Genomic DNA, 21,397 nt, shown 5'->3' on the forward strand with positions numbered 1-21,397 from the left:
TTTTTGTGTTCTATTTTTTATTTTTAATCTGTTTTTCTACTGCTTTTATGAAATTGTCGGTCTTATTTCCCTTAACCTTTACATCAGGAGTAATTTTCTGCCCCATTATGTTTTTCTCTTTAACATTCCAATAGAATGAAACAAGATAAACAAGGTACTTTTTGGATTTATTTTCGTATACGGTTTGCCCAACACCTTTTCCAAATGTAGGTCTTCCTACAATAGTAACATTAGGTAAGTACTTCTTTAGCCCTAGTGCAAGAAGCTCTGAACTGCTGGCGGAACGCTCATTCGTGAAAACAAAAATCCTTTTAAACTTCACAAGGTTAGCATCGGAATAATATGAATCCATATAGCCGTCACGATATATAAGGTAACTGGTAGCACATTGAGGAAGTAGTAAATCCAGTATCTCATTGGCTGCTTTGGTTAACCCTCCGCTGTTATCCCTCAAATCTATTATCAAATTCTTGTCTTGAGGCTTATTTATTTTATCAATAGCCTTTTTAAAATCCCTTGATGTATTTGATGTAAAAGAATTAATTCCTATGTAGAAAATATCATTTGCCACGAGTTTGGATATTATATGGCTGGAATTATCCAAATTCATGATGCTGTCATAATCCTTGCCTGAAATAACAAATGAAAAGATATCATCCTTTGGCTTGATGGATTTTATAAAAGCTTCAATATCTTTAATGCTTACATCCTTTTTTGTGTTGAACTTCTTCGATTTCTTATCAAAATCCTTGACTCTGTCCAAGTAAAGGTAATTTTCTTTGATAAAGTCAGTAATCTGTCTGCTTTCAGGCAGCTTCCTTTTTTCCAATTCTGTTTTAAGCCTTGCTGCAGTCTTGTTGTTTTTATTTGCCTTTAATGCCTTGTTATTATAATCCTCAGAATTCTTATAGTCCTGTAAAATATAGTATTCACATGCCGTAAGGGCCAGAACCTGGTCGTATTCTGGATTAACAGCCAGTATTTTCTTATAACAATCTATTGCTTCCTTATGTAGATTAATATACGAATAACTATCCCCCAGGTACCATAGAATATCAATATTTTTAGGAAATTTGTTGAGACCTTTCTTTGCAAGGCTTATACATTCATCATAGTTCTTCATGTAAAAAAAAGCACTTACCCTATCCACAATCGCATCCAAATAATCAGGCTCTATTGTTAAAGCCTTATTAAACATGGCTATTGACTCTTTAAATTTACTCTGGTTGAGATAAATGCAGCCCTTAACATCATAGGCAAAGGTATTATCGCTATCTAAATCCAAAACCTGCTTGCACAATTCCTCTGCTTCCTTGTACTCTTCATTCATCGTAAGGTTCTTTGCCTTCCACAGCTTGGCATAAGATGAATCTTTATCAATAGCCAAGGCTTTATCAAGGCTTTCCAAAGATTCCTTGTACATTTCCAAATAATATAATGATCTGCCCTTAAATACGTGGATTTCATGAACTTCCGGTGCTATCTCAATGGCCTTATCAAAGCATTTAATGGAATCTTCATATTTTCCCATATGACAGAGAGCATCTCCCTTACCTGCTAATGCATCAATGCCATTCTTACCCTTGCTTAAATTAATGGCTTTGTCATACATCTCTATTGCTTCTTGGTAATTAGAAGAATCATTCAAAATATCTCCTTTGTATATGTATGCCTCAATGTTGTTTGGGTCATACTTGATAGCCTTATCATATAAACCCAGGGCTTCTGATGCTTTTCCAAGCCCTTCCAAGGCATATCCCTTATTTAAATACGCAAAAGAAAGCCTTGGGTTTTTTAAAATTGCCCTATCGCTGTACTCAATTGCCTCATCATAACTTTCCATCATGTTTAAAGCATATGAAATATTGCTGATATATGCGGCATTTTCCGTGTCAAACTTATTGGCAGCTTTATAGTTATCCAAAGCATTTTCAAATTCTGATCTTCCAGAGAATGCATTGCCTTTTGTGTTGTAAGTATCAGCCAATTTCGGATCAAGCTTTATAGCCTTATCACATTCTTTTATGGCTTCATCAAACTTTCCTAAAGCCTCAAGTGCTTTCGCCTTGCCAGCTAGTGCTCCAACCTTTTCCGGATTAATATCCAGTGCTTTATCATAGTATATAAGAGCATTTTTATAGTCCTCTTCTCCTAGATACTTATCTGCCTGAACCTTATATGAATCAACCCTCCTACTGTCTGTACAGCCCTGTATAAACAAAGGAAATAGCATCATACACAATAGTAGAATACTTTTTTTCATTAACAATTACCTCACAAATAAATGCAAAAATTAATAGCTTAACATTCCTAAAAACTCATCCAGTTTATTTTTTATAAAAGATTCAAATGATGTATTAAGAAATGTTATATTATGTTTATCGTCAACTTCTACCATTTCCCACTCACCTTTTTTTGAAAAACCTATACTGTGACCATTATAATAGTCACCCAAAAATACTATATCCTTTAATTTTTCCGCTTTTGATTCTTCATAAATCTCTGATGCCTGTACTAATCCTCCATAAAGCATAAAGTAATTGTCTCCGATATCACCATAACCAATCTCTTCTAAATATTCAATATAATCTGCCGGAACACCAGGGTGCTCTTTTGTAATTACATTAATTTCATCTTTTGGCATTCTTTCAAATGAGCTTCTGATACCTTTTTTGATTAGTTGATATAAAAATTCGTCATATCTTCCCATTGATACTTAATCCTTTCCTTAAAATATTACTAAATATATTAGTTGATTTTATATATGATTAGTAATAACTAAGAATTAACTTTCGCTATAAATTTTGCTTATGTGTTGACTTAACTCATCAACACATAAGGCAAATTAATTTCTAAGTCATTGCTTAGCTATAACTTATGACAGATGCACTAAAATGCTTTGCTACATTAATTATGTCACTCATATTTATTGCTCCATCCTGGTTCACGTCCAAATCCTGTTTGTATTTTCCGTCTCCGGACGTACTATTAAAAACCAGTGCATACGCCATGATATCAGACATATTTATTGCACCATCACCGTTAGTGTCTCCAATCCACATCAATATAGGACTGGTACTTGTTGATAATTGAACATTACCATTTACCACAACCTTGGAGATTTCTCTTTTTAAATAATTCTTCTTGCTTATAATTAAAGTATGTCCCGATAGACTTCCCGAAACGCCGGAAATCTCAAAGAAACCATTCGAGTCTGTAATAGCCTCGACATCTGCATCTTTAACCTCAACCTTAAAGCCGCCCTTTATATATGCTGCATATTGGCTTGGAACTGAAAAATCAGGTGATATGTATCCGGTAATCTTATAATCATTTTGATTAGATGATGTAGGAGTAACTACTGGAGTCGGTGTTGGCCTAATACTTACCTGTGCTCCGAAATGCTTTGCCATCCCGGCTAACGCACCGACAAATGCTGCATTATAATCTATTGCCACCTCAGTATATTGATACTCATCAACACTCTCTTTAAAAGTATCGGTTTTATCGGGACCTCCAATCAAAGCACCCCTTAATACATATTTTGCAGGAGTCTTATCTGCGTTGTTTTCATATCCCTGCCCCCCCTGTGCAGCCCTATGGTGGACAAATGAGGACCACTTTGTTCCAAAACCCACTTCATAAGACATATTGGCAGGATTCTTACCAAGGATATAATCCATCTGTGACTGAGCAAAATCCAGGTATTTCTGGTTTGGTGATACCCTGTTGAATAAAAAGGCAACCATTGATTCCGCAGCGGCATATCTTAAAACCCCCCAGTAGTGAAGTACCCTAAGTCCTGCTGGTGTCTTATCCAGTGTATTTATCCAGTAATCGAGATTTGACTGGACCGAAGTTTTAAAAGTAGTATCTCCTGTCAGCTCTGCAATCTTCAGATGAGCTGCAAGATACATGTTATCCCAGCACATGGTCCATTTATTTTTTAATGGATCTTCCTGGTTAATATTCTTTTGGAGGGCATAATCTTTTGCTTCAGTCATATACTGCTCGTTCTTTTCTGCCACATAGAGCCATATCGCACCCCATGCTAAATCATCATACATGCTTGTAGACTGGTAAAAGAATTGGTAATCCCCTATTTTAGGTGATGCCTTGCAAAGTTGGTAAAGCTCCTTTGCAGCTTTCAGGCATTTATCTGCATATGCAGAATCTATACTTTTATAGTTTAAATACATAAGTGCCAATGCTGCAACAGTTTCTCCTACAATATCAGTTGCAGGATTAGATGGGTTAGCCACATAAAGAGCAGGCCTGTCACCGGTCTGAAGCTCCGGAGCTCCCCAATACTGGTGGTCTATAATTCCATCTCCCAATTGATAATAAAAAGTAGTAGGATTTGGGTGGCACCTTAAAAAATAATCTGTAAAATATTTTAGTTGTGAAAGCATTTTTTCAGTATTTCCTGTTGCGTCAAACACATCCCTGAACTCATAAATGGACCATCCAAGGACTGATGCGGCATACCCTTGAGGCAAACCGAATTTAACATGGTCTCCTGCATCATGATATCCACCTGTCAAATCAAGGCCTACATCCACACCATCTGTAATATGACAGGGGCCTTTCCTCCACTCAAAAACATTATCATCGACAGCTTCCTTACCACACTTGTTTGCATCATAAAACTCAATAGCATATTTAAGTGCCGTTGCATAGTCGAAGCTTTCCGCAAATACCTGCATCCTATTAGGCAAAGCAGATATGATTAACGTCAGCATCAGTAAGAATACACTTGCCTTTCTTAAGCATTTGCCTGTTCTTTTCATGTTAATCTCCTCCCAAAATAAAATTAAGTATTAACAAATAATTAACTGGTCATTAATCCAGTAATTTTTGAGTCTTGCTCTTATTTTTCTATCTATAGTTAAAGTGATTAATGATTAATCTATAATTTAATTATGTATAAAAGGCAAGCCCCTCTATTTTATTTTATCATAAATAACCAATTATTTAAAATTACCTGCATTAGCATGATCAAAAAATACTTCCGCTATAAATTTGTTATTCAAGCAACAAGATATTACACGAAACAACAATTTGTTTAACAATTACTTTATACAAAATGATAAAGCATAATCTAGATTTCCTTATTGTGAGAAACTGTAGCATTTAAAGGTATCAAATTAATTATTTTAATACATTTTATCATTTTTTATAATTTTTTAATTTTTAATTAAAATTATCAGACATAATTTTATTATCTACGTATTCTTTAATATAAACACAATGTAAAAATAATTTTATGGAGGACTTGATTATTATGAATAACAAATTATATCTTTCGGATAATGATAAAAAATTAGCAGGGGTTTGCGGTGGATTAGCTGAATACTTTGGAATGGATTCAACTCTGGTCAGATTGATTTGGGTAATACTTACCTTGTTTGCCGGACTTTCCATACTATTCTACTTAGCAGCATGGTTAATTATTCCAAGAAAACATTTATCATCCGATAAAATTTGGTAGTAGGTTAAGGAAAGGGCATTTCATAGAAACAAATCACTTTTAATTATTATATAAGAATTAACAAGTAATTAACTTGCCAATGAGGCATTTCAAAAAGCTGAATGAATCATATTACACAAAAAATACTTGAATAATGTATTTTTGAAATGTCCTAAATCATACCATCAATTCCGCTTTCTGAAATGCCCTTTATGCAGTACTTTAGTCATTACTTAAAATATGCTTTGAAACCAAATCTTCTATATTTTTTTCGGTAAACTCTTTAATTGATATGCCTTTTTTAAGCTCCCATGTTTCTATAAGGGTAGATGAGCCTTCTACTTCCAACTTTTCCAATGGACTTAATATTTCCATCTCAACAAGCTTGCCATTGGTATAAGTTTCATAGGAAGCACCCGAATCAGGATAAATCATACCGGCTATATAGTCTGATCTTTTTATAAAAAGACTGTCGTTTCTAATATAAGCTGCCCAGCCTTCCTCATTATTTGTTCCCATTTTGAATGACTCATCTTTTGCAGGCTTTACATCCAAAACTACATATTGATCCAACCATGAAACACGCTCATCGTTAAAGCGGGTATATGGCCATAAAACAATTGATCTATTTGGTAAACTCCCTGTACTACTTTTTGTAAGGGGTATGATTTCCTTACCACCAGGTTCCATAACAGTTACACTCCAGGTTGACAGTTCCACTGGCCATGCATTAAAATTTGTTAATTTATGTTCTATTTTAACTCTATTCTCATTGGGGTCAAGAGTTATAACCATCTCTTTCTGTATTTGCGTCCATGGTTCAATCTCTTGAGTAACATGTACCCCATTTTCAACAATCTCATATTTCACAGGATTATTATCTGCTATATATGTTCTCGGCACATTTTCAGGGCTGTGCCAAAGTCTGTGTCCACCCATAATCCTCCAAGTTCCAAACTTGGTATCTAAAGTAATATCAGCTTTCTCACAAAACTGGTTTTCCCCTCCAATAAAACCGAATCTTATAATTCTTGGGCCGCAGTCCAGCGTTACAACAAGATTTACCTCATTATTGGATATTTCAATGCATTTTCCAAAATCAAAATATTTAATTTCACTTATCTTTACTTTATTCATATTACACCTTCTTTATAAGAAATATCACAAAACACTTTAAGCCTGTTTAAGCTGCTATTCCCAACGTAAAGTAAGAAGTTCAGCTATAAAGGTCTAAAGTGTTTTTTAAAAATCGCTTGCGATTTTATCAATCTATATTAAAAGTTATAGATCTATTACATTTGTCTTAAGCAAATTATGGTGCAATATACACCATAATTCTTAAGACACTAATTTACCTTTATAAATTCTTAAAAGTTGAAGGATCAATGATTATCCCATTATTACTTCAACATTGTGAGTTCCCTTATCCTGTATGTGAGGAATAAAGTTACCTTCCTTTTCAACTCCATCAATTATAACCTTCTTAACACCTTTATTAATTTTATTAGGGTTCTTTATTGTAATATTATATACTGTTTCTCTGAAAACCCTCTTTATTTTGATGTTATCCCAATCCTTAGGAACGCATGGATCAACAACAATTCCATCATAGTCAGGTCTTACACCCAATATCCATTTTGTTATAGCTTCGTAGTTCCATGCAGCTGTTCCTGTAAGCCATGAGTTCTTTGCTTCCCCAGGCTTAACAGCATCCTTACCTGCAATCATCTGAGCATAAACATATGGCTCCATCTTGTGAATTTCGCTGATATCTTCAATGTAAGCAGGAGCAATCTTTGAATAGTATTCAAAAGCTTTTTCTCCTCTGCCTAAAACTGTTTCAGCAATCATTATCCATGGATTATTGTGGCAGAATATACCTGCATTTTCCTTATAACCTGGAGGATATGAAGAAATTTCTCCAAGATTTACATGATACTCACTGTATGCCGGATTCTGCAACACACAACCATACTTTGTGTTGAGGTACTTATCTACAGATTCCATAGCCCTTAAAGCTTTACCGCTTTCAACACCGATTCCTGCCATTACGCAGAAGCCCTGCGGCTCAATAAAGATTTTACCCTCTTCATTCTCATCACTACCAACTTTGTTGCCGTAGAAGTCATAAGCACGTAGGAACCAATCCTTATCATACCCGTGAGTTTCTACACAGTCTTTCATCTTTTGAACTTCATTCATGATGCTCTGACTCTTTTCCTTATTGCCCAATTTATCAAAGAGCTGTGCATACTCTTTTCCTATATAAACGAACATACCACCTATAAACACTGACTCTGCAGTTCTTCCCTGCTTGTTCTGGCAAGTCTGGAAGGATTCATCAGGATTAGTTGAGAAGCAGTTGAGGTTCAAGCAATCATTCCAGTCTGCTCTACCGATAAGCGGCAATCCGTGAGGTCCTAAATTATTTAATGTATAAGTGAATGATTTTTCAAGATGTTCAAGTAATGTACCTGTGTTATTTGGATTGCAATCATATGGAACCTGCTCATCCAATATTGAAATATCGCCGGTTTCCTTTATATAAGCTGTAGTAGCCAGAATTAACCACAATGGATCATCATTAAATCCTGAACCGATTTCATTATTACCCTTTTTAGTAAGAGGCTGGTACTGGTGATATGCACTACCATCCTCAAACTGTGTAGCAGCAATGTCAAGTATTCTTTGTTTTGCTTTATGTGGTATCTGGTGAACAAATCCGAGAAGATCCTGGTTGGAATCTCTAAAGCCCATACCTCTACCTATACCTGTTTCAAAGAAAGAAGCACTTCTTGACATGTTAAATGTTGTCATACACTGGTATGGGTTCCATATGTTAACCATTCTGTTTAACTTCTCATCATCACTTTCAACTGAGTATTTTGACAATAAATTATCCCAATGTTTTGCCAAATCTGCTAATGCCTTTTCAACTGCATTGTTGTCCTTATACTTTTCAATTAAAGCCACTGCTTTAGATTTATTAATTACTCCCTTTGAAACCCATTTTTCCTCTTCCTTGTTTTCAACATAGCCTAAAACAAAAACAAATACTTTTTCTTCATTTGGAGCAAGCTTTACATTCAGACCATGTGATGCAATAGGGTTCCATCCTGTAGCTACTGAATTTCTAGATTTACCTTCAGCAACAACCTCAGGTTCATGCAATCCGCCGAACTGACCCAAGAATGTGTCTCTGTCAGTATCAAATCCGTCAATAGGAGTATTTACACTATAAAATGCAAAATGATTACGTCTTTCCCTGTAGTCTGTCTTATGATAAATAACGCTTCCATCTACTTCAACAGCTCCAATGCTGTAAGTTCTTTGGTAGTTTGTCATATCATCATAAGCATTATAAAGACAGAATTCTATGAATGAAAATAGTGAAACTTCTTTTGCACTGCTTCCTGTATTCTTTAAGGATACTCTGTGTATCTCAACATTATCACCAAGAGGAATGGTATAAGTAATTTCAGTCTGAAGGTTGTTCTTAACACCCTTAATCTTTGTATAGCCGAGACCATGTCTGCATTCATAGCTGTCAAGATCCTTTTTAACAGGCATCCAGCTTGGTGAGTAATATTCATTTCCATCTTTAATGTAGAAATATCTTCCGCCATTATCAAGTGGAATGTTGTTATATCTGTATCTTGTTATTCTTCTAAGTCTTGCATCCTTGTAAAAGCAGTAACCTCCTGCTGTATTTGAAACAAGACCAAACATATCATCACTGCCAAGGTAATTTATCCAGGGATATGGAGTTTTCGGAGTGTTTATAACATATTCCCTGCTTTTATCATCAAAGTATCCAAACTTCATTTTATAAGCTCCTTTCGAGTATTTAAAGACACACCTAAAAGCTACACTATTTAAATGTGCTGTCAATAAAATTTTATGGAATCACTTAGGAATGCCTTAGAAATAACTTCGTATTCTCAAGGACAAAATCCCGACGATTTAACGGAGTTTTGGATGATGAGAATCGGATGTTATTTCTTAGCCATTACTTATTATAAAATCTCTAAACTGTCTACAAACTTGTACCTACAAAAAGACCATTATAGGGTGTAATTTAATGTTAAAACCTTATAACAGCCTTATATTCAAAATTTATTTAGTTTTTAAGCAACTTAAAATAAATAAATATTCTATAATTATTCTTTTACAGCTCCAGCAGTTAATCCGCTTATTATATATTTAGAACAGAATGAGAACACGATTATAATAGGCAGCATTGACATTGCAATGGCAGAATAAACTGCACCGTAGTCGTTCTGATAAACACCCTTAGCGAGTGCTGCCATAAGAGGCATTGTAAACTTTTCCTGTGTATTCAAAATGAACAACGGCAGCAAGTAACTGTTCCATGAGCCTACAAAAGTAAATATTGACATAGTAGCCAATGAAGGTATAATCATAGGAATTACTATGCTGTTAAATATCCTAAACTCCGAACAACCATCCATTCTGGCAGATTCCAATATTGAATCGGAAACAGTACCCTGTATATAATAACGTGTAAAGAATACCATTGCAGGATTTGCAATTGCAGGTATTACTAATGCAAGTCTATTATTCATAAGGTTAAGTGAATACATTACCTCACTTATACCAGCTAATGCTATCTGCTGAGGAACGATCAACGATCCTAATACAAGAGCAAATAAAAACTCTTTTCCTTTAAATTTATATTTTGCAAAACCAAAGGAAGTCAACGCACCGAAATATCCTGATAATACAGTAGCACTTACCGCAATCATAATACTGTTAAACATACCAGTCCATATAGGAACCAGTAACGTCATTCTTTTATAGTTTTCCAGAAATTCAAGTCCAGGTATCAGCAAGAGTTTCTGGGCAATATCAACACTTGAATGAGTACAGTTTATAATCATGAAGTAAAAAGGAAGAAAGCATATTACACCCAAAGCTGTCAAGAATATATACAATATAGTCTTTCCAATGCTGAATCTACCCTTTTTCTTAACAGTATAAAAATTACTGTTTAAGTTCTTTGCAGTAGCACCACTATAGTTCGCACTATAGCTCATTATATCCACCCCTTAATTATTAGCTAAATTTTTGTCAAGAAGCTTAAAGGTAATTGCAACACAGATTACTACTATGACAAACATACCAGCATAAATTGTTGCACCATAACCGTAATTCATGTTCTTGATAGTCATATTGTACATATACATAACCAAAGTGTAAGCTTTATCCAACGGTGCACCAACACCGTTTGTCAAAACGTAAGGAATATCGAATATTGTCAAACCACCTATGACTGATGTAACAATATTATACATAATACTTCCTTTTATACCTGGTATAGTGATATGTCTGAATGTCTGCCACCTGTTAGCACCATCAACATCTGCAGCTTCATACAAATCATCAGGAATAGCTTTAATACCGGCCATGAATATGATCATACTATAACCGAACCACATCCACCACAACGTAAAGGAAATAGCTCCTCTTGTAGCAGTTACATCCTGAAGCCAATAGAATGGCTCAGACAAAACGTTTAGCTTCATAAGAAGCATATTTAATGAACCTGCCTGCCAATCAAGAATGTAATAGAATAGCAAACCAACTGATGCCATAGTTACAAGATTTGGTAAGTAAAAGATAGCTCTGAAGAAACCTGCGGCTTTTATTTGTGCTTTTCTGTCTGTCAATATTGATGCAAGGCCTATAGCAAAAATCATCTGCGGTATAACGTTTCCTAACCAAATAATAACGGTATTTGCCAAACACTGTCTAAAGGTACTATCCTTAAGCAATTCAGTAAAATTGTCAAAGCCGACAAACTTAGGTGCAACAGTACCTCCATCCCACGAATTGAAGCTTAGCCATAAGGTGTAAAACATAGGAAACAAGGTAAAAACAGCTAGTACCGCGAAAAAAGGGGCAATAAAAATATAGCCGTATTGACCGTATTTATCTCCTGCTCTTAATTTATTTAACAAAGTTCCCCTCCTAAAATATTTAATTGAGTTGTCCCTGGCAACCATTAAAGGTTCACAGGGCAGGAATTGAAAATTACTCGACAGTTATGTCCTTCAAGTTAGTCTTAACCTTATCCTTGAATGTCTTGAGCATATCCTCCTTAGTACTTATCTTACCGGCAAGATATGATCTCATAGTGTCAACAAATGCATTCTCAATGGTGTCGTCATATTTTGTAAGAATGTTACCATTGATGTCTTTAATAAATGGTTCATAGAACTTAAACAGATCAACGCCCATAATCTTACTAATTTCTCCAGCCCCCTGAGAAATTACCATAAGGTTATTCGGGAAGTCCTGATTTTCTAACGCCCATTTCTTCATTGCATCGTTATCAGCTGTAAAGTACTTTAAGAATTCCCATGCAAGTTCTTGTTTTTCTGACTTGCTATAAATTCCGAACCAAGTCCCCCCCCAGAAGTATGTAAATGGCGGCTTCACTATCCCCCATCTGTTTCCTCCTGTAGCGTTCTTGTCGTTTGATCCAACAATCCACGGAACCCCCCATGTAGGGCAAGCCCACGCCAAAGCTTTATCATCTGACGCAATAGCAGCTGACCATGCTGGTGACCATTGGTCAAATGCAGCTTCGTATTTGTTGTCTCTAAGCTTTTTTGCAAAATCAATGAAGTCTAACATTTTCTGATCGATTGTAAGTTTGTTATCAACAACCCAACCTTGGCCCCGACCACCGATATACATTTTTTGTGGTTCTTCGAAAGTCGGAAACAAAGATACTTTACCAGCACTCTTATCTTTCAAAGTCCTTGCTGTCTCAAGCATTTTTTCAGGTGTTGAAATCATATCAGCTATAGCTGATGGGTCATCTGTACCGAGATATTGTTTAGCTGCACCCTTCTTGTAAGCTACAGCGCCAGCTGCTGCCTGGTGTGATAATGCTTTTAAACGAGCATTTGCATCAGTCCCAACTGCTACCGTATAAGGTATCATATTTCCAATGATATCCTTCGCTCTTTCAGTCAGATCCGCATATGCCTCAGGCATTTCAACAAATCTCTTTACAAATGCTGACTCTGCCGGAAACACATCAGGTACGCCTGAACCAGCTCTTACTGCAGAAGTGATTTTGTTCTGATACTGTTGATCCTTGTCGGGTACGATTGAAATGTTGACTTTAATGTTTGGATAAGCAGCATTAAATGATTTTACAATATTTGGCCCTTCATCTTTATTAAAGTGCCAAAATGTTATTTCACCTTTTAATGCCGTTCTATCCACGGGTGCCTCAGAAACCGAAGCACTAGCTTCTGCAGAAGGAGCTGCTGACGCTTCTGTAGATGAAGATGGTTCTGTTGAAGAAGCAGGATCCATATTTTCGCCACATGCTGCAAACATAGAAACCATCAATGATACACAAGCCACAACTGCCAAAAGCTTTTTGTACTTTTTCATTAAATAACTGTCCTCCTTATGTATTCTATATATTTATATCAGCTCATGGAGAAAAGGCTCGGTACCAAACCTCCATGAAATAATATCAAAACCTAGTCATGTCTTATATTTGAGGAGTAATCCAAAATAGCTGTTCCTAAGTTATATATTAATTCTGGATAACCAATATGTCAAGTGAATAATTTTGTGCAAACCGTTATAAAAAACGCTGGTAATTCAGTCAATTTTTATGCAATATTATACACAATTTTAAATGGATTTGGCTTAAATCTTTTAATTAAATACAAATAATATAAGATAATTATACTGCTTTATTCTCTCTATCTATAAACTAACATCTATCAAATCGCGACTTATCAATTATACAACAAAATTTTGTAACAATAAAGCCTTTTTATTTTAAAAATGATAATTAAAATATATTCAAAAAAATGGCATGTATACTATTTGTTTTCACTCATTTGTAGTTCTTGCCACTGCTGTCTTGATATTAGGACTTGTCTGGGCTTGCTGCCCTCAAATTTACCTACAATACCTCTAGCTTCCATTTGATCAACAATTCTGGCAGCCCTAGCATATCCCACCTTAAACTTTCTCTGTATAAGAGAGACAGATGCCATACCTGCTTCTACTACAAGCTCTGTGGCCTGTGGAAGCAAACTGTCGTTATCTCCAGGGTCGCTTTCCTCTTCATTAGTGTTAAGATTACTAATCTCATCAATAAGGTCATTATTATATTCCACTTCACCCTGTGTCTTTATAAACTCAACAACCCTTTCAACTTCTTTATCTGATACGAATGTACCTTTTACTCTAATAGGCTTTGGCTCTCCAACAGGATAAAACAGCATGTCCCCTCTTCCTAAAAGCTTTTCCGCACCAGCCATATCAAGTATAGTTCTTGAATCTACCTGAGAACTTACTGCAAAGGCTATCCTTGACGGTATATTAGCTTTTATTACCCCGGTAATAACATCTACGGAAGGTCTTTGAGTCGCTATTACAAGATGCATTCCCGCAGCTCTGGCCATTTGTGCAAGCCTGCATATGGCATCTTCCACCTCATTTGGAGCAACCATCATAAGGTCTGCCAACTCATCAATTATGATAACAACTTGAGGCAGTCGCTTTTGCTGGCCATCCTCCTCAACTACGGAATTATAACCTTTAATATCTCTTACTCCCTTTTCTGCAAAAAGCTTGTACCTGTTAACCATTTCCTGCACAGCCCAATTAAGTGCTCCAGCCGCTTTCTTGGCATCAGTAACAACAGGAATCAGCAGATGGGGTATTCCATTGTAAATACCAAGCTCAACAACCTTAGGGTCAACCATTAACAGCTTTACATCATCAGGAGAGGATTTATACAAGATACTAACAATTATACTGTTAATACATACGCTCTTACCTGATCCTGTAGAACCTGCAATGAGCATATGGGGCATTTTACCTATATCTCCCACAATAGTATTTCCCGATATATCCTTGCCGATGGAAAAAGCAAGTTTGGAAGGAAACCCCTGGAATTCTCTAGACTCTACAACTTCTTTCAAAAAAACGGGAATAACTTCTTTATTGGGTACTTCTATACCAATTGCTGCCTTTCCCGGAATCGGTGCTTCTATCCTTACACCAGAAGCAGCAAGGTTTAATGATATATCATCGGCAAGGTTGACAATTTTGCTGACCTTAACACCAGGACTCGGCTGCAGCTCATATCTAGTAACCGCAGGTCCTCTGCTTATATTAATCACTTTAACATCAACACCAAAGCTTTTTAAAGTTTCCTCAAGCTTTTTGGCCACTTCCATTGCCGTATTCTTTAATGTCTTTATGTCGCTGATTTCCTGATCATTATCATTTAAAAGCTCAAGGGGAGGAAAATTATAACTGGCACCAACCATTTCCTGTAATGATATTTCCTTGTCAACATCATTTTTTAAGCTTTCCACATCAATTTTCTTCTTCTTTTTTACATCCTTCATTATGAATTCTACATCTTCATCCATAATAGCCTCAAGACTGATTTCTCCCGAATTGGGTTGAACATCGCCTTCAACAGAAATGTCAAATTCATTATTCCTCTCATTCTTGATTTCCTTAGGATTTTTCTTCTGATTGGTGTTTAAAGCCGACTCCTCTACATCATCACTGTCTGTGTTGAAGTTAATCAGCTTGAATTTTCTTTTTGGGACAAGACCATCCTCATCTGCCACGCTGCCCCTAAAAGTATTTCTAACAGCATTGCCGGCACCTTTAATGACTTTCAGTTCGGTGCTTTTGTTTTTTACTCCTTTCAAGAAGCTTGCTAATGAAATATTTGTAAGGCGGATAAGCATTATAATGGAAAATGAAGTTAAAATTATAAGTGTCCCTACTGGGCGGAAAATTGATATAAGGGGCGTACTTATAATACCCCCTAGTATTCCTCCGCCGCTAAATTCATTGCCTAGATCGTAAAACACAAAAAGATGACCTATAAATCCCTGATTAGTAAATATTTGTTTATCGTAGTTAGAACTGTAAAAGCCTGTACTAATAATTGAAGATAACATTAACAACACTATTATGATATGTAAATATTTTTGATTAAGAGTATCATTCTTCTTAAAAATCATAAAAGCTGAATATACTATAAGCATCGGAGGAATGACATATGCAGGTATTCCCATAAAACCTAAAAGAACACTTTTTGACAGATTTCCAAATGCCCCAATAAGATCGCTATTAATCATTCCTATAAAAGCAAGGACACCTAGAGTTAACAGAATTAGACCAATTATTTCATGATTGTACCTCAGTATTCCATTTTCATTTTTCTTATTTTTCTTCTTTTGTATTCTTTTTACCTTCACTTTTGCACCCCCAAAAACATCGAAAAAAGTTAGTAATACAATTACTAACTTCGTTTTTAATATAACACATTTTTATTATCTTTTCTATAGTGAAATAAGTGACAATAAATGTTGTCAATTTTATGAATTATTCTATTTCGGTGCCTGGCTGAAGTTTCGGATTCAAATATGCAGATAAGGAAGTGCTTAACACCCTTCCTACTACATATTTATTACTGCTGTTTTTAAATACCTCCACTTTCTCGCCCATGTAATTTATCTCCATAGTGGCTAAATTATCTGAAGCCTGATTACTGCTATTAAAGGAATTATTATTAAAAATGGATTCATCAGGTATTATGGTATATAAAATCATTGGAGGGTTCCCCTGTCATTATTGCTAGCGTTATCCTTTTTCATAGCAATAAACTCATACAGCTTACTTAAGGCTTCTGAAAGTCCTCCCAAATCGTCTATAATTCCATTTTTAACAGCTTCCTCCCCAAACAACACAGTCCCCACATCATTTGCCAGTTCACCAGTCTTTAGCATTAATTCTTTAAATTTTTCCCTTGTTATTTTTGAGTTTTTTGATACAAATTGAACAACCCTCTCCTGCATCTTGTCAAAATATTCATATGCTTGCGGAACTCCTATTATCATCCCATTTAGCCTTATTGGGTGAATAGTCATTGTTGCAGAAGGTGCAATAAAGGAATGGGTTGTGGAAACAGCCATGGGAACCCCGATGCTATGTCCTCCTCCTAATACCAAAGAGACAGTAGGCTTGGACATACTTGCTATCATTTCAGCTATGGCAAGCCCTGCTTCCACATCTCCACCAACTGTGTTTAAAATCAACAAAAGCCCATCAATTTCAGGGTTTTCCTCAATTGCAACCAACTGAGGAATTACATGCTCATATTTTGTGGTCTTGTTTTGCGGCGGCAGTACCATATGCCCTTCAATCTGCCCTATTACAGTAAGGCAGTGGATATTCCCTTTGTTGGTAACTAGCGGCGTAGTCCCCATTTCCTTTAAGGCTTCAATGTTTTCAGTTTTCATGCTTTGTTCCTCTGCAGCCTCTAAAGATTTAAACGGTTTGCTAAAGGTCACCTTGCTTTCTTCATTCATTTTTACACTTCCTTATAATATATAATAAATATTATTATTGGATGATTTTAATAAAAAAAACTAAGTAAAATATGTAATTTTGCGACAGCAAATTATTCTTTTCATAAAATTTTTCTTTAATTGTGGCTTTATTTTTGATATTGTAGAATAAAGATGACCAAATTTATTTACCATTTTGCAACCATTAATTATGTTATAACAGATTGCGGGGTAAATAACATAATTTTTTAGACATAAAAAAAAAGCCCATAAAGGGCTATTAGGGGAGTAAATTTTCTTACTCACAATAATTATCGACATAGATTTAAAAAACTTAACACTAAATTTAAAATTTTTTTTAAATTTTTATTTATAACTTTTTATTCTCGAAAATGTTACAAAGTTATTAAGTATTTCTTTACCAAAGGTTTTTTAATATTCTCTGTAGAAATTAAAATAAAATTAATTAATCAATAAAATATTACAGATTGGGAGATACATATGAAAAATTTTATCAAACTTCTATTAATAGTAACCATCTTGTCTACATCGTTACCATCTTCTGCATCCCTGTCTCCTGTTACTGCAATAACTAATTTGACTCTATCGGCTACGTCTGATGTTGCTGAAGTTGCTGTTTCAAATGACTTAAGGGGCTTATGGGTTGCTACTGTGGTGAATATTGACTATCCGCAAAAACCTACTACCGACTCTGAGATACTTAAGAAAGAAGCTTTAGAGGCATTGGATTATGCCAAAGACTTAAGACTTAACGCCATATTTCTGCAGGTACGCCCTACTTCAGATGCATTCTATCAATCAAAATACTTTCCATGGTCAAAATATCTGACAGGAACTCAAGGATTAAAGCCTGCCAATTCCTTTGACCCTTTGAAGTTTTGGGTGGAAGAAGCACACAAGCGAGGCCTCACTTTACATGCATGGATAAACCCTTATAGAGTTACAAAAAAATCCTCTGCTGATGCCAAAGATACACTTAATTCTTTAGCACCTTCAAACCCTGCACGCCTAAACCCAAATTGGGTAGTTAAACATAATGACGGTAACTATTATTTTGATCCCGGAATACCCGAAGTACGCAAGCTGATTATAGATGGCGTAACTGAAATAATTGACAATTACCAGGTTGACGGAATTCATTTTGATGATTATTTTTATCCTGGTACCAATTTTAATGACAAAACAACCTTCAAAAAATACGGTACAGGCTTTAAAGACATTGGCGATTGGCGAAGATCTAATGTGAACAAACTCATTTATGACCTGTCAAAAGCAATTAAATCCAAAAATAAGGATATTCGTTTCGGTATTAGCCCATTCGGAATTTGGGCCAATAAAAAGAAAAATTCTCTTGGCAGTGATACCAATGGCGGAGAATCATACTACAGTCATTATGCCGACACAAGAAAATGGGTAAAGGAAAATATGATAGATTACATTGTGCCCCAACTTTACTGGTACATTGGTTTTAATCTTGCTGATTATTCCAAGCTCCTAACCTGGTGGAAAAATACTGTTAAAGGAACAAGAGTAGATTTATATATCGGTCAGGCAGGTTATTTATCAAATAATCCTAATCAATCTAGTCCCTGGCATGGAACTTCTGAAATGGAAAAACAGCTTAAGCTGAATGAAAAAACTCCCGAAGTTAAAGGAAATATTTTCTTTAATTATAGTACTATGGCCAAATCACCTTCATTATCGTCTTTAATTAAAGCAATACATGAAAAAAGGGACAAGCTTGGCACCAAAGTACCTATAACAGTAGCAAATCCAGCATCAAATATTAATACTTCTTTAGATAAGTACTATATTTATGGTACATCAGATCCGAATAAACCTCTTTATTTAAACGGGAATCAAATAAAAACCCGTTCCGATGAAGGCTACTTTGGTACTATCGTATCACTTTCAGAAGGTCCCAATGCATTGACTCTTTCCCAGGAGGGTTCTTATATAACCAGGATGATATACAGGCAAAACAATGTACAAAAGCCCACAAAAATGAGCTCACCCAATATACCGGCCTCTTCTGTTTTCCCTAAGTCCAAGGTATTCTTATCGGTTGGCGAGAAGATAACATTATCCTGTCAGGCACCTGCGGGTTCTAACGTTACTGTAAAGCTGGGCGGAAATAAATACACCATGAAACCCAAACCGGTAAGTACAAGTGGGAGCGGTATATATGCAACAACCTTTACATATGAGTTTACTGCCCCAAGCTACTCCGGAACTCCAAGAAATATTGACTTGGGAGCCCCAGTTTATACCATGACATATAAAAAAGTAACCAAGACGCAAACTGCACCGGAAAAAGTTGGAGTAATAATGAAAGGCTCACCATTTTTTGCAAAGGTAACAACCGATATTGCAAATACCTATGCAACTACTAATACTTCAGACGGTGCAGCTTATGAACTGTATAAGGGAATGGTTGATCGTATTACTGCAATTAGGGATAATTTTGTTAGATTATCCTCTGGCCAATGGATTAAAAGCAGCAGTATAAACACTTATACATCCACCACTTCAACACTTCCTGCTGTAAACAAATTGACATACACTCAGGGAGTAAGATGGGATTTTCTAGAACTGGAAACGCAATCCAACGCCGCAGCATATGCAAACTTTGACGGTTTATCTTTAAAAATAAACATACCGGCATCATCCACTGCATCTATGCCTATACTTCCCCAAGACTCACTCTTTTCTTCTATTGAGGCTTCTTCAAAGAGTATAGGCACTGAATATTCCTTACGGCTTAGTGATGATAAATATATAGAAGGTTATTATGTGGAAAAGAAGCAAAATTCAATAGTTATCCATGTAAAAAAACCTGTTAAAGCAGTTGAAGGCAGTCAACCCCTTACAGGTCTTACAATAATGGTTGATCCTGGTCATGGTGGAAGCGAAACAGGTGCAATAGGCCCTCTTGGACTTAAATACCCTGAGAAAGCTGTTAATCTGCAATCATCACTTAAATTAAAACTCGAACTGGAAAATCTAGGTGCAAATGTACTATTAACCAGGACAACCGACAAAACACTTTCACTTGATGACAGGCTAACTGCATCAAGAATTGCCAAGCCTGATATGTTTATCTCGGTACATGCCAACAGCATGGGAGATAATGTAGATATTTCAAAAATTGAAGGCTTCTCGGTCTTCTACAGGGAAGATTTGGCCAAACCTCTCGGGAACACTGTGTTGCAAGGCACAACGAACAAAATGGGCCGTGTTGATAAAGGATTACATAAGAATAACTTTTATGTGACAAGAGGAACATGGACTCCATCTATCCTTATTGAAAGCGGATTTATGCCAAACCCAACAGAGTTCGGATGGCTGATAGATGATTATGCACAAACGATTCTTGCAAAATCCATAGCAGATTCCATTGTTGAGTATTTTTCAAGATAGGTTAACAGTTAGGTATCTGTATAATGCTCATATCGCCTTAATATTCAAAAAGGCTTGCAGTTGATGCTGCAAGCCTTTTTGCGTCCCTAACCAGTTAATTATTTATTAAAAACTTAGTTAATCTTCCTGGAACAGTGCTGTAGATAAATACCTTTCCCCTGTATCAGGAAGCACTACAACAATTTTTTTACCTTTATTCTCAGGTCTTTTTGCCAGTTCAGTTGCTGCAAACACAGCGGCACCTGAAGATATGCCAACCAGCAAGCCTTCAGCTTTAGATAGCTTTCTTGCTGTTTCAAATGCCTCATCACTCTTTACCTTTATAATTTCGTCAATAACTTCAAAATTTAAAACATCCGGGACAAAGCCTGCACCGATTCCTTGTATCTTATGGAGACCTTTGCTCCCACCGGACAAAACTGCTGAATCAAATGGTTCTACGGCAATTATTTTCAAATCCGGCTTCCTCTGTTTTAAAACTTCACCTACACCTGTTATAGTACCACCGGTTCCTACCCCTGCAACAAATATATCAACTTCCCCGTCAGTATCCCTCCATATTTCCTCAGCTGTTGTCCTTCTGTGAATTGCTGGATTTGAAGGGTTTTTGAACTGTTGTGGAATATATGAATTTGGTATTTCCGCTGCAAGATCTTCAGCCTTCTTTATTGCCCCACTCATGCCCTCTGATCCAGGTGTAAGGACCAACTCAGCACCAAGTGCCTTTAAAAGGTTTCTTCTTTCAACACTCATTGTATCCGGCATAGTAAGTATAAGCTTGTATCCCCTTGCTGCTGATACAAATGCCAAGGCAATACCTGTGTTTCCACTTGTGGGCTCTATTATAACAGTATCTTTATTTATAAGTCCTTTATCCTCAGCATCCTTAATCAATGCAAAACCAATTCTATCCTTAATACTTGATGCAGGATTAAAGTATTCAAGCTTTGCGATAATACTCGCCTCAAGATTGTTATGCTTATTATAGCTAGATAGCTCCAATAGCGGCGTATTTCCAATAAGATCAGTCAAGCTTTTAGCTATTTTTGACATCTAATTCGCCTCCAAAAATTATTCCTACTATTCAAATAGATTTTGTTTGTCA

Annotated in this window: 14 protein-coding genes; 2 read left to right on the top strand and 12 right to left on the bottom strand. The window is 35.9% G+C overall.

From position 1 onward, the window contains the following. Positions 1 to 10: 10 nt before the first annotated feature. The 3 genes from Bccel_RS09550 to Bccel_RS09560 all read right to left on the bottom strand — a co-directional run bounded on the left by Bccel_RS09550 (position 11) and on the right by Bccel_RS09560 (position 4,790). The gene (locus Bccel_RS09550; protein ID WP_036946844.1) at positions 11 to 2,263 is read right to left on the bottom strand and encodes a tetratricopeptide repeat protein; all 2,253 of its coding nucleotides are present in this window, start codon (positions 2,261 to 2,263) and stop codon (positions 11 to 13) included. A 30-nt stretch (positions 2,264 to 2,293) separates the two neighbouring features. Then, positions 2,294 to 2,710, bottom strand: coding sequence for a hypothetical protein (locus tag Bccel_RS09555; RefSeq protein WP_050753326.1), 417 nt, complete (start codon positions 2,708 to 2,710; stop codon positions 2,294 to 2,296). Positions 2,711 to 2,864: 154 nt separating this feature from the next. Next, entirely contained in the window at positions 2,865 to 4,790 is a 1,926-nt protein-coding gene (locus Bccel_RS09560) for a glycoside hydrolase family 9 protein (RefSeq protein ID WP_081927372.1), read from the bottom strand. A 494-nt stretch (positions 4,791 to 5,284) separates the two neighbouring features. On the opposite strand from Bccel_RS09560, the gene Bccel_RS09565 reads away from it, so the two are divergent. After that, a complete protein-coding gene (locus Bccel_RS09565) occupies positions 5,285 to 5,491 on the top strand; it encodes a PspC domain-containing protein (protein WP_036946847.1) in 207 nt (68 codons plus the stop codon). A 201-nt stretch (positions 5,492 to 5,692) separates the two neighbouring features. Here the strand turns inward: Bccel_RS09565 and Bccel_RS09570 are convergent, their stop codons facing one another. The 8 genes from Bccel_RS09570 to Bccel_RS09605 form a co-directional block, all read right to left on the bottom strand. Continuing rightward, entirely contained in the window at positions 5,693 to 6,607 is a 915-nt protein-coding gene (locus Bccel_RS09570; RefSeq protein WP_036946850.1) for a hypothetical protein, read from the bottom strand. A 252-nt stretch (positions 6,608 to 6,859) separates the two neighbouring features. Beyond that, entirely contained in the window at positions 6,860 to 9,295 is a 2,436-nt protein-coding gene (locus Bccel_RS09575; protein ID WP_036946853.1) for a glycoside hydrolase family 94 protein, read from the bottom strand. 335 nt (positions 9,296 to 9,630) lie between these two features. Beyond that, on the bottom strand, positions 9,631 to 10,527 hold the full coding sequence (locus Bccel_RS09580; RefSeq protein ID WP_081927374.1) for a carbohydrate ABC transporter permease: 897 nt from the start codon (positions 10,525 to 10,527) through the stop codon (positions 9,631 to 9,633). Positions 10,528 to 10,539: 12 nt separating this feature from the next. Then, on the bottom strand, positions 10,540 to 11,451 hold the full coding sequence (locus Bccel_RS09585; RefSeq protein ID WP_036946856.1) for a carbohydrate ABC transporter permease: 912 nt from the start codon (positions 11,449 to 11,451) through the stop codon (positions 10,540 to 10,542). Positions 11,452 to 11,524: 73 nt separating this feature from the next. Beyond that, on the bottom strand, positions 11,525 to 12,904 hold the full coding sequence (locus tag Bccel_RS09590) for an ABC transporter substrate-binding protein (protein WP_036946859.1): 1,380 nt from the start codon (positions 12,902 to 12,904) through the stop codon (positions 11,525 to 11,527). Positions 12,905 to 13,347: 443 nt separating this feature from the next. Next, the gene (locus tag Bccel_RS09595; RefSeq protein WP_036946862.1) at positions 13,348 to 15,759 is read right to left on the bottom strand and encodes a DNA translocase FtsK; all 2,412 of its coding nucleotides are present in this window, start codon (positions 15,757 to 15,759) and stop codon (positions 13,348 to 13,350) included. Positions 15,760 to 15,886: 127 nt separating this feature from the next. Next, positions 15,887 to 16,114, bottom strand: a complete 228-nt coding sequence (locus tag Bccel_RS09600; protein WP_036946865.1) for a YlzJ-like family protein — start codon at positions 16,112 to 16,114, stop codon at positions 15,887 to 15,889. Next, positions 16,111 to 16,872, bottom strand: a complete 762-nt coding sequence (locus Bccel_RS09605; RefSeq protein ID WP_036946868.1) for a ClpP family protease — start codon at positions 16,870 to 16,872, stop codon at positions 16,111 to 16,113. Before Bccel_RS09605 ends, Bccel_RS09600 begins: the two co-directional genes overlap by 4 nt. A gap of 480 nt (positions 16,873 to 17,352) precedes the next feature. Here Bccel_RS09605 and Bccel_RS09610 point away from each other — a divergent pair, with 480 nt between their 5' ends. Next, complete coding sequence (locus tag Bccel_RS09610) at positions 17,353 to 20,292, top strand: N-acetylmuramoyl-L-alanine amidase (RefSeq protein ID WP_050753327.1); 2,940 nt, start codon at positions 17,353 to 17,355, stop codon at positions 20,290 to 20,292. Positions 20,293 to 20,409: 117 nt separating this feature from the next. On the opposite strand, the gene cysK is transcribed toward Bccel_RS09610, so the two are convergent. Next, on the bottom strand, positions 20,410 to 21,345 hold the full coding sequence (gene cysK, locus Bccel_RS09615; RefSeq protein ID WP_036946871.1) for a cysteine synthase A: 936 nt from the start codon (positions 21,343 to 21,345) through the stop codon (positions 20,410 to 20,412). Positions 21,346 to 21,397: the final 52 nt, after the last annotated feature.

Origin of the sequence: Pseudobacteroides cellulosolvens ATCC 35603 = DSM 2933 (assembly GCF_001262605.1) — a bacterium.
Lineage (GTDB): Bacteria > Bacillota > Clostridia > Acetivibrionales > DSM-2933 > Pseudobacteroides > Pseudobacteroides cellulosolvens.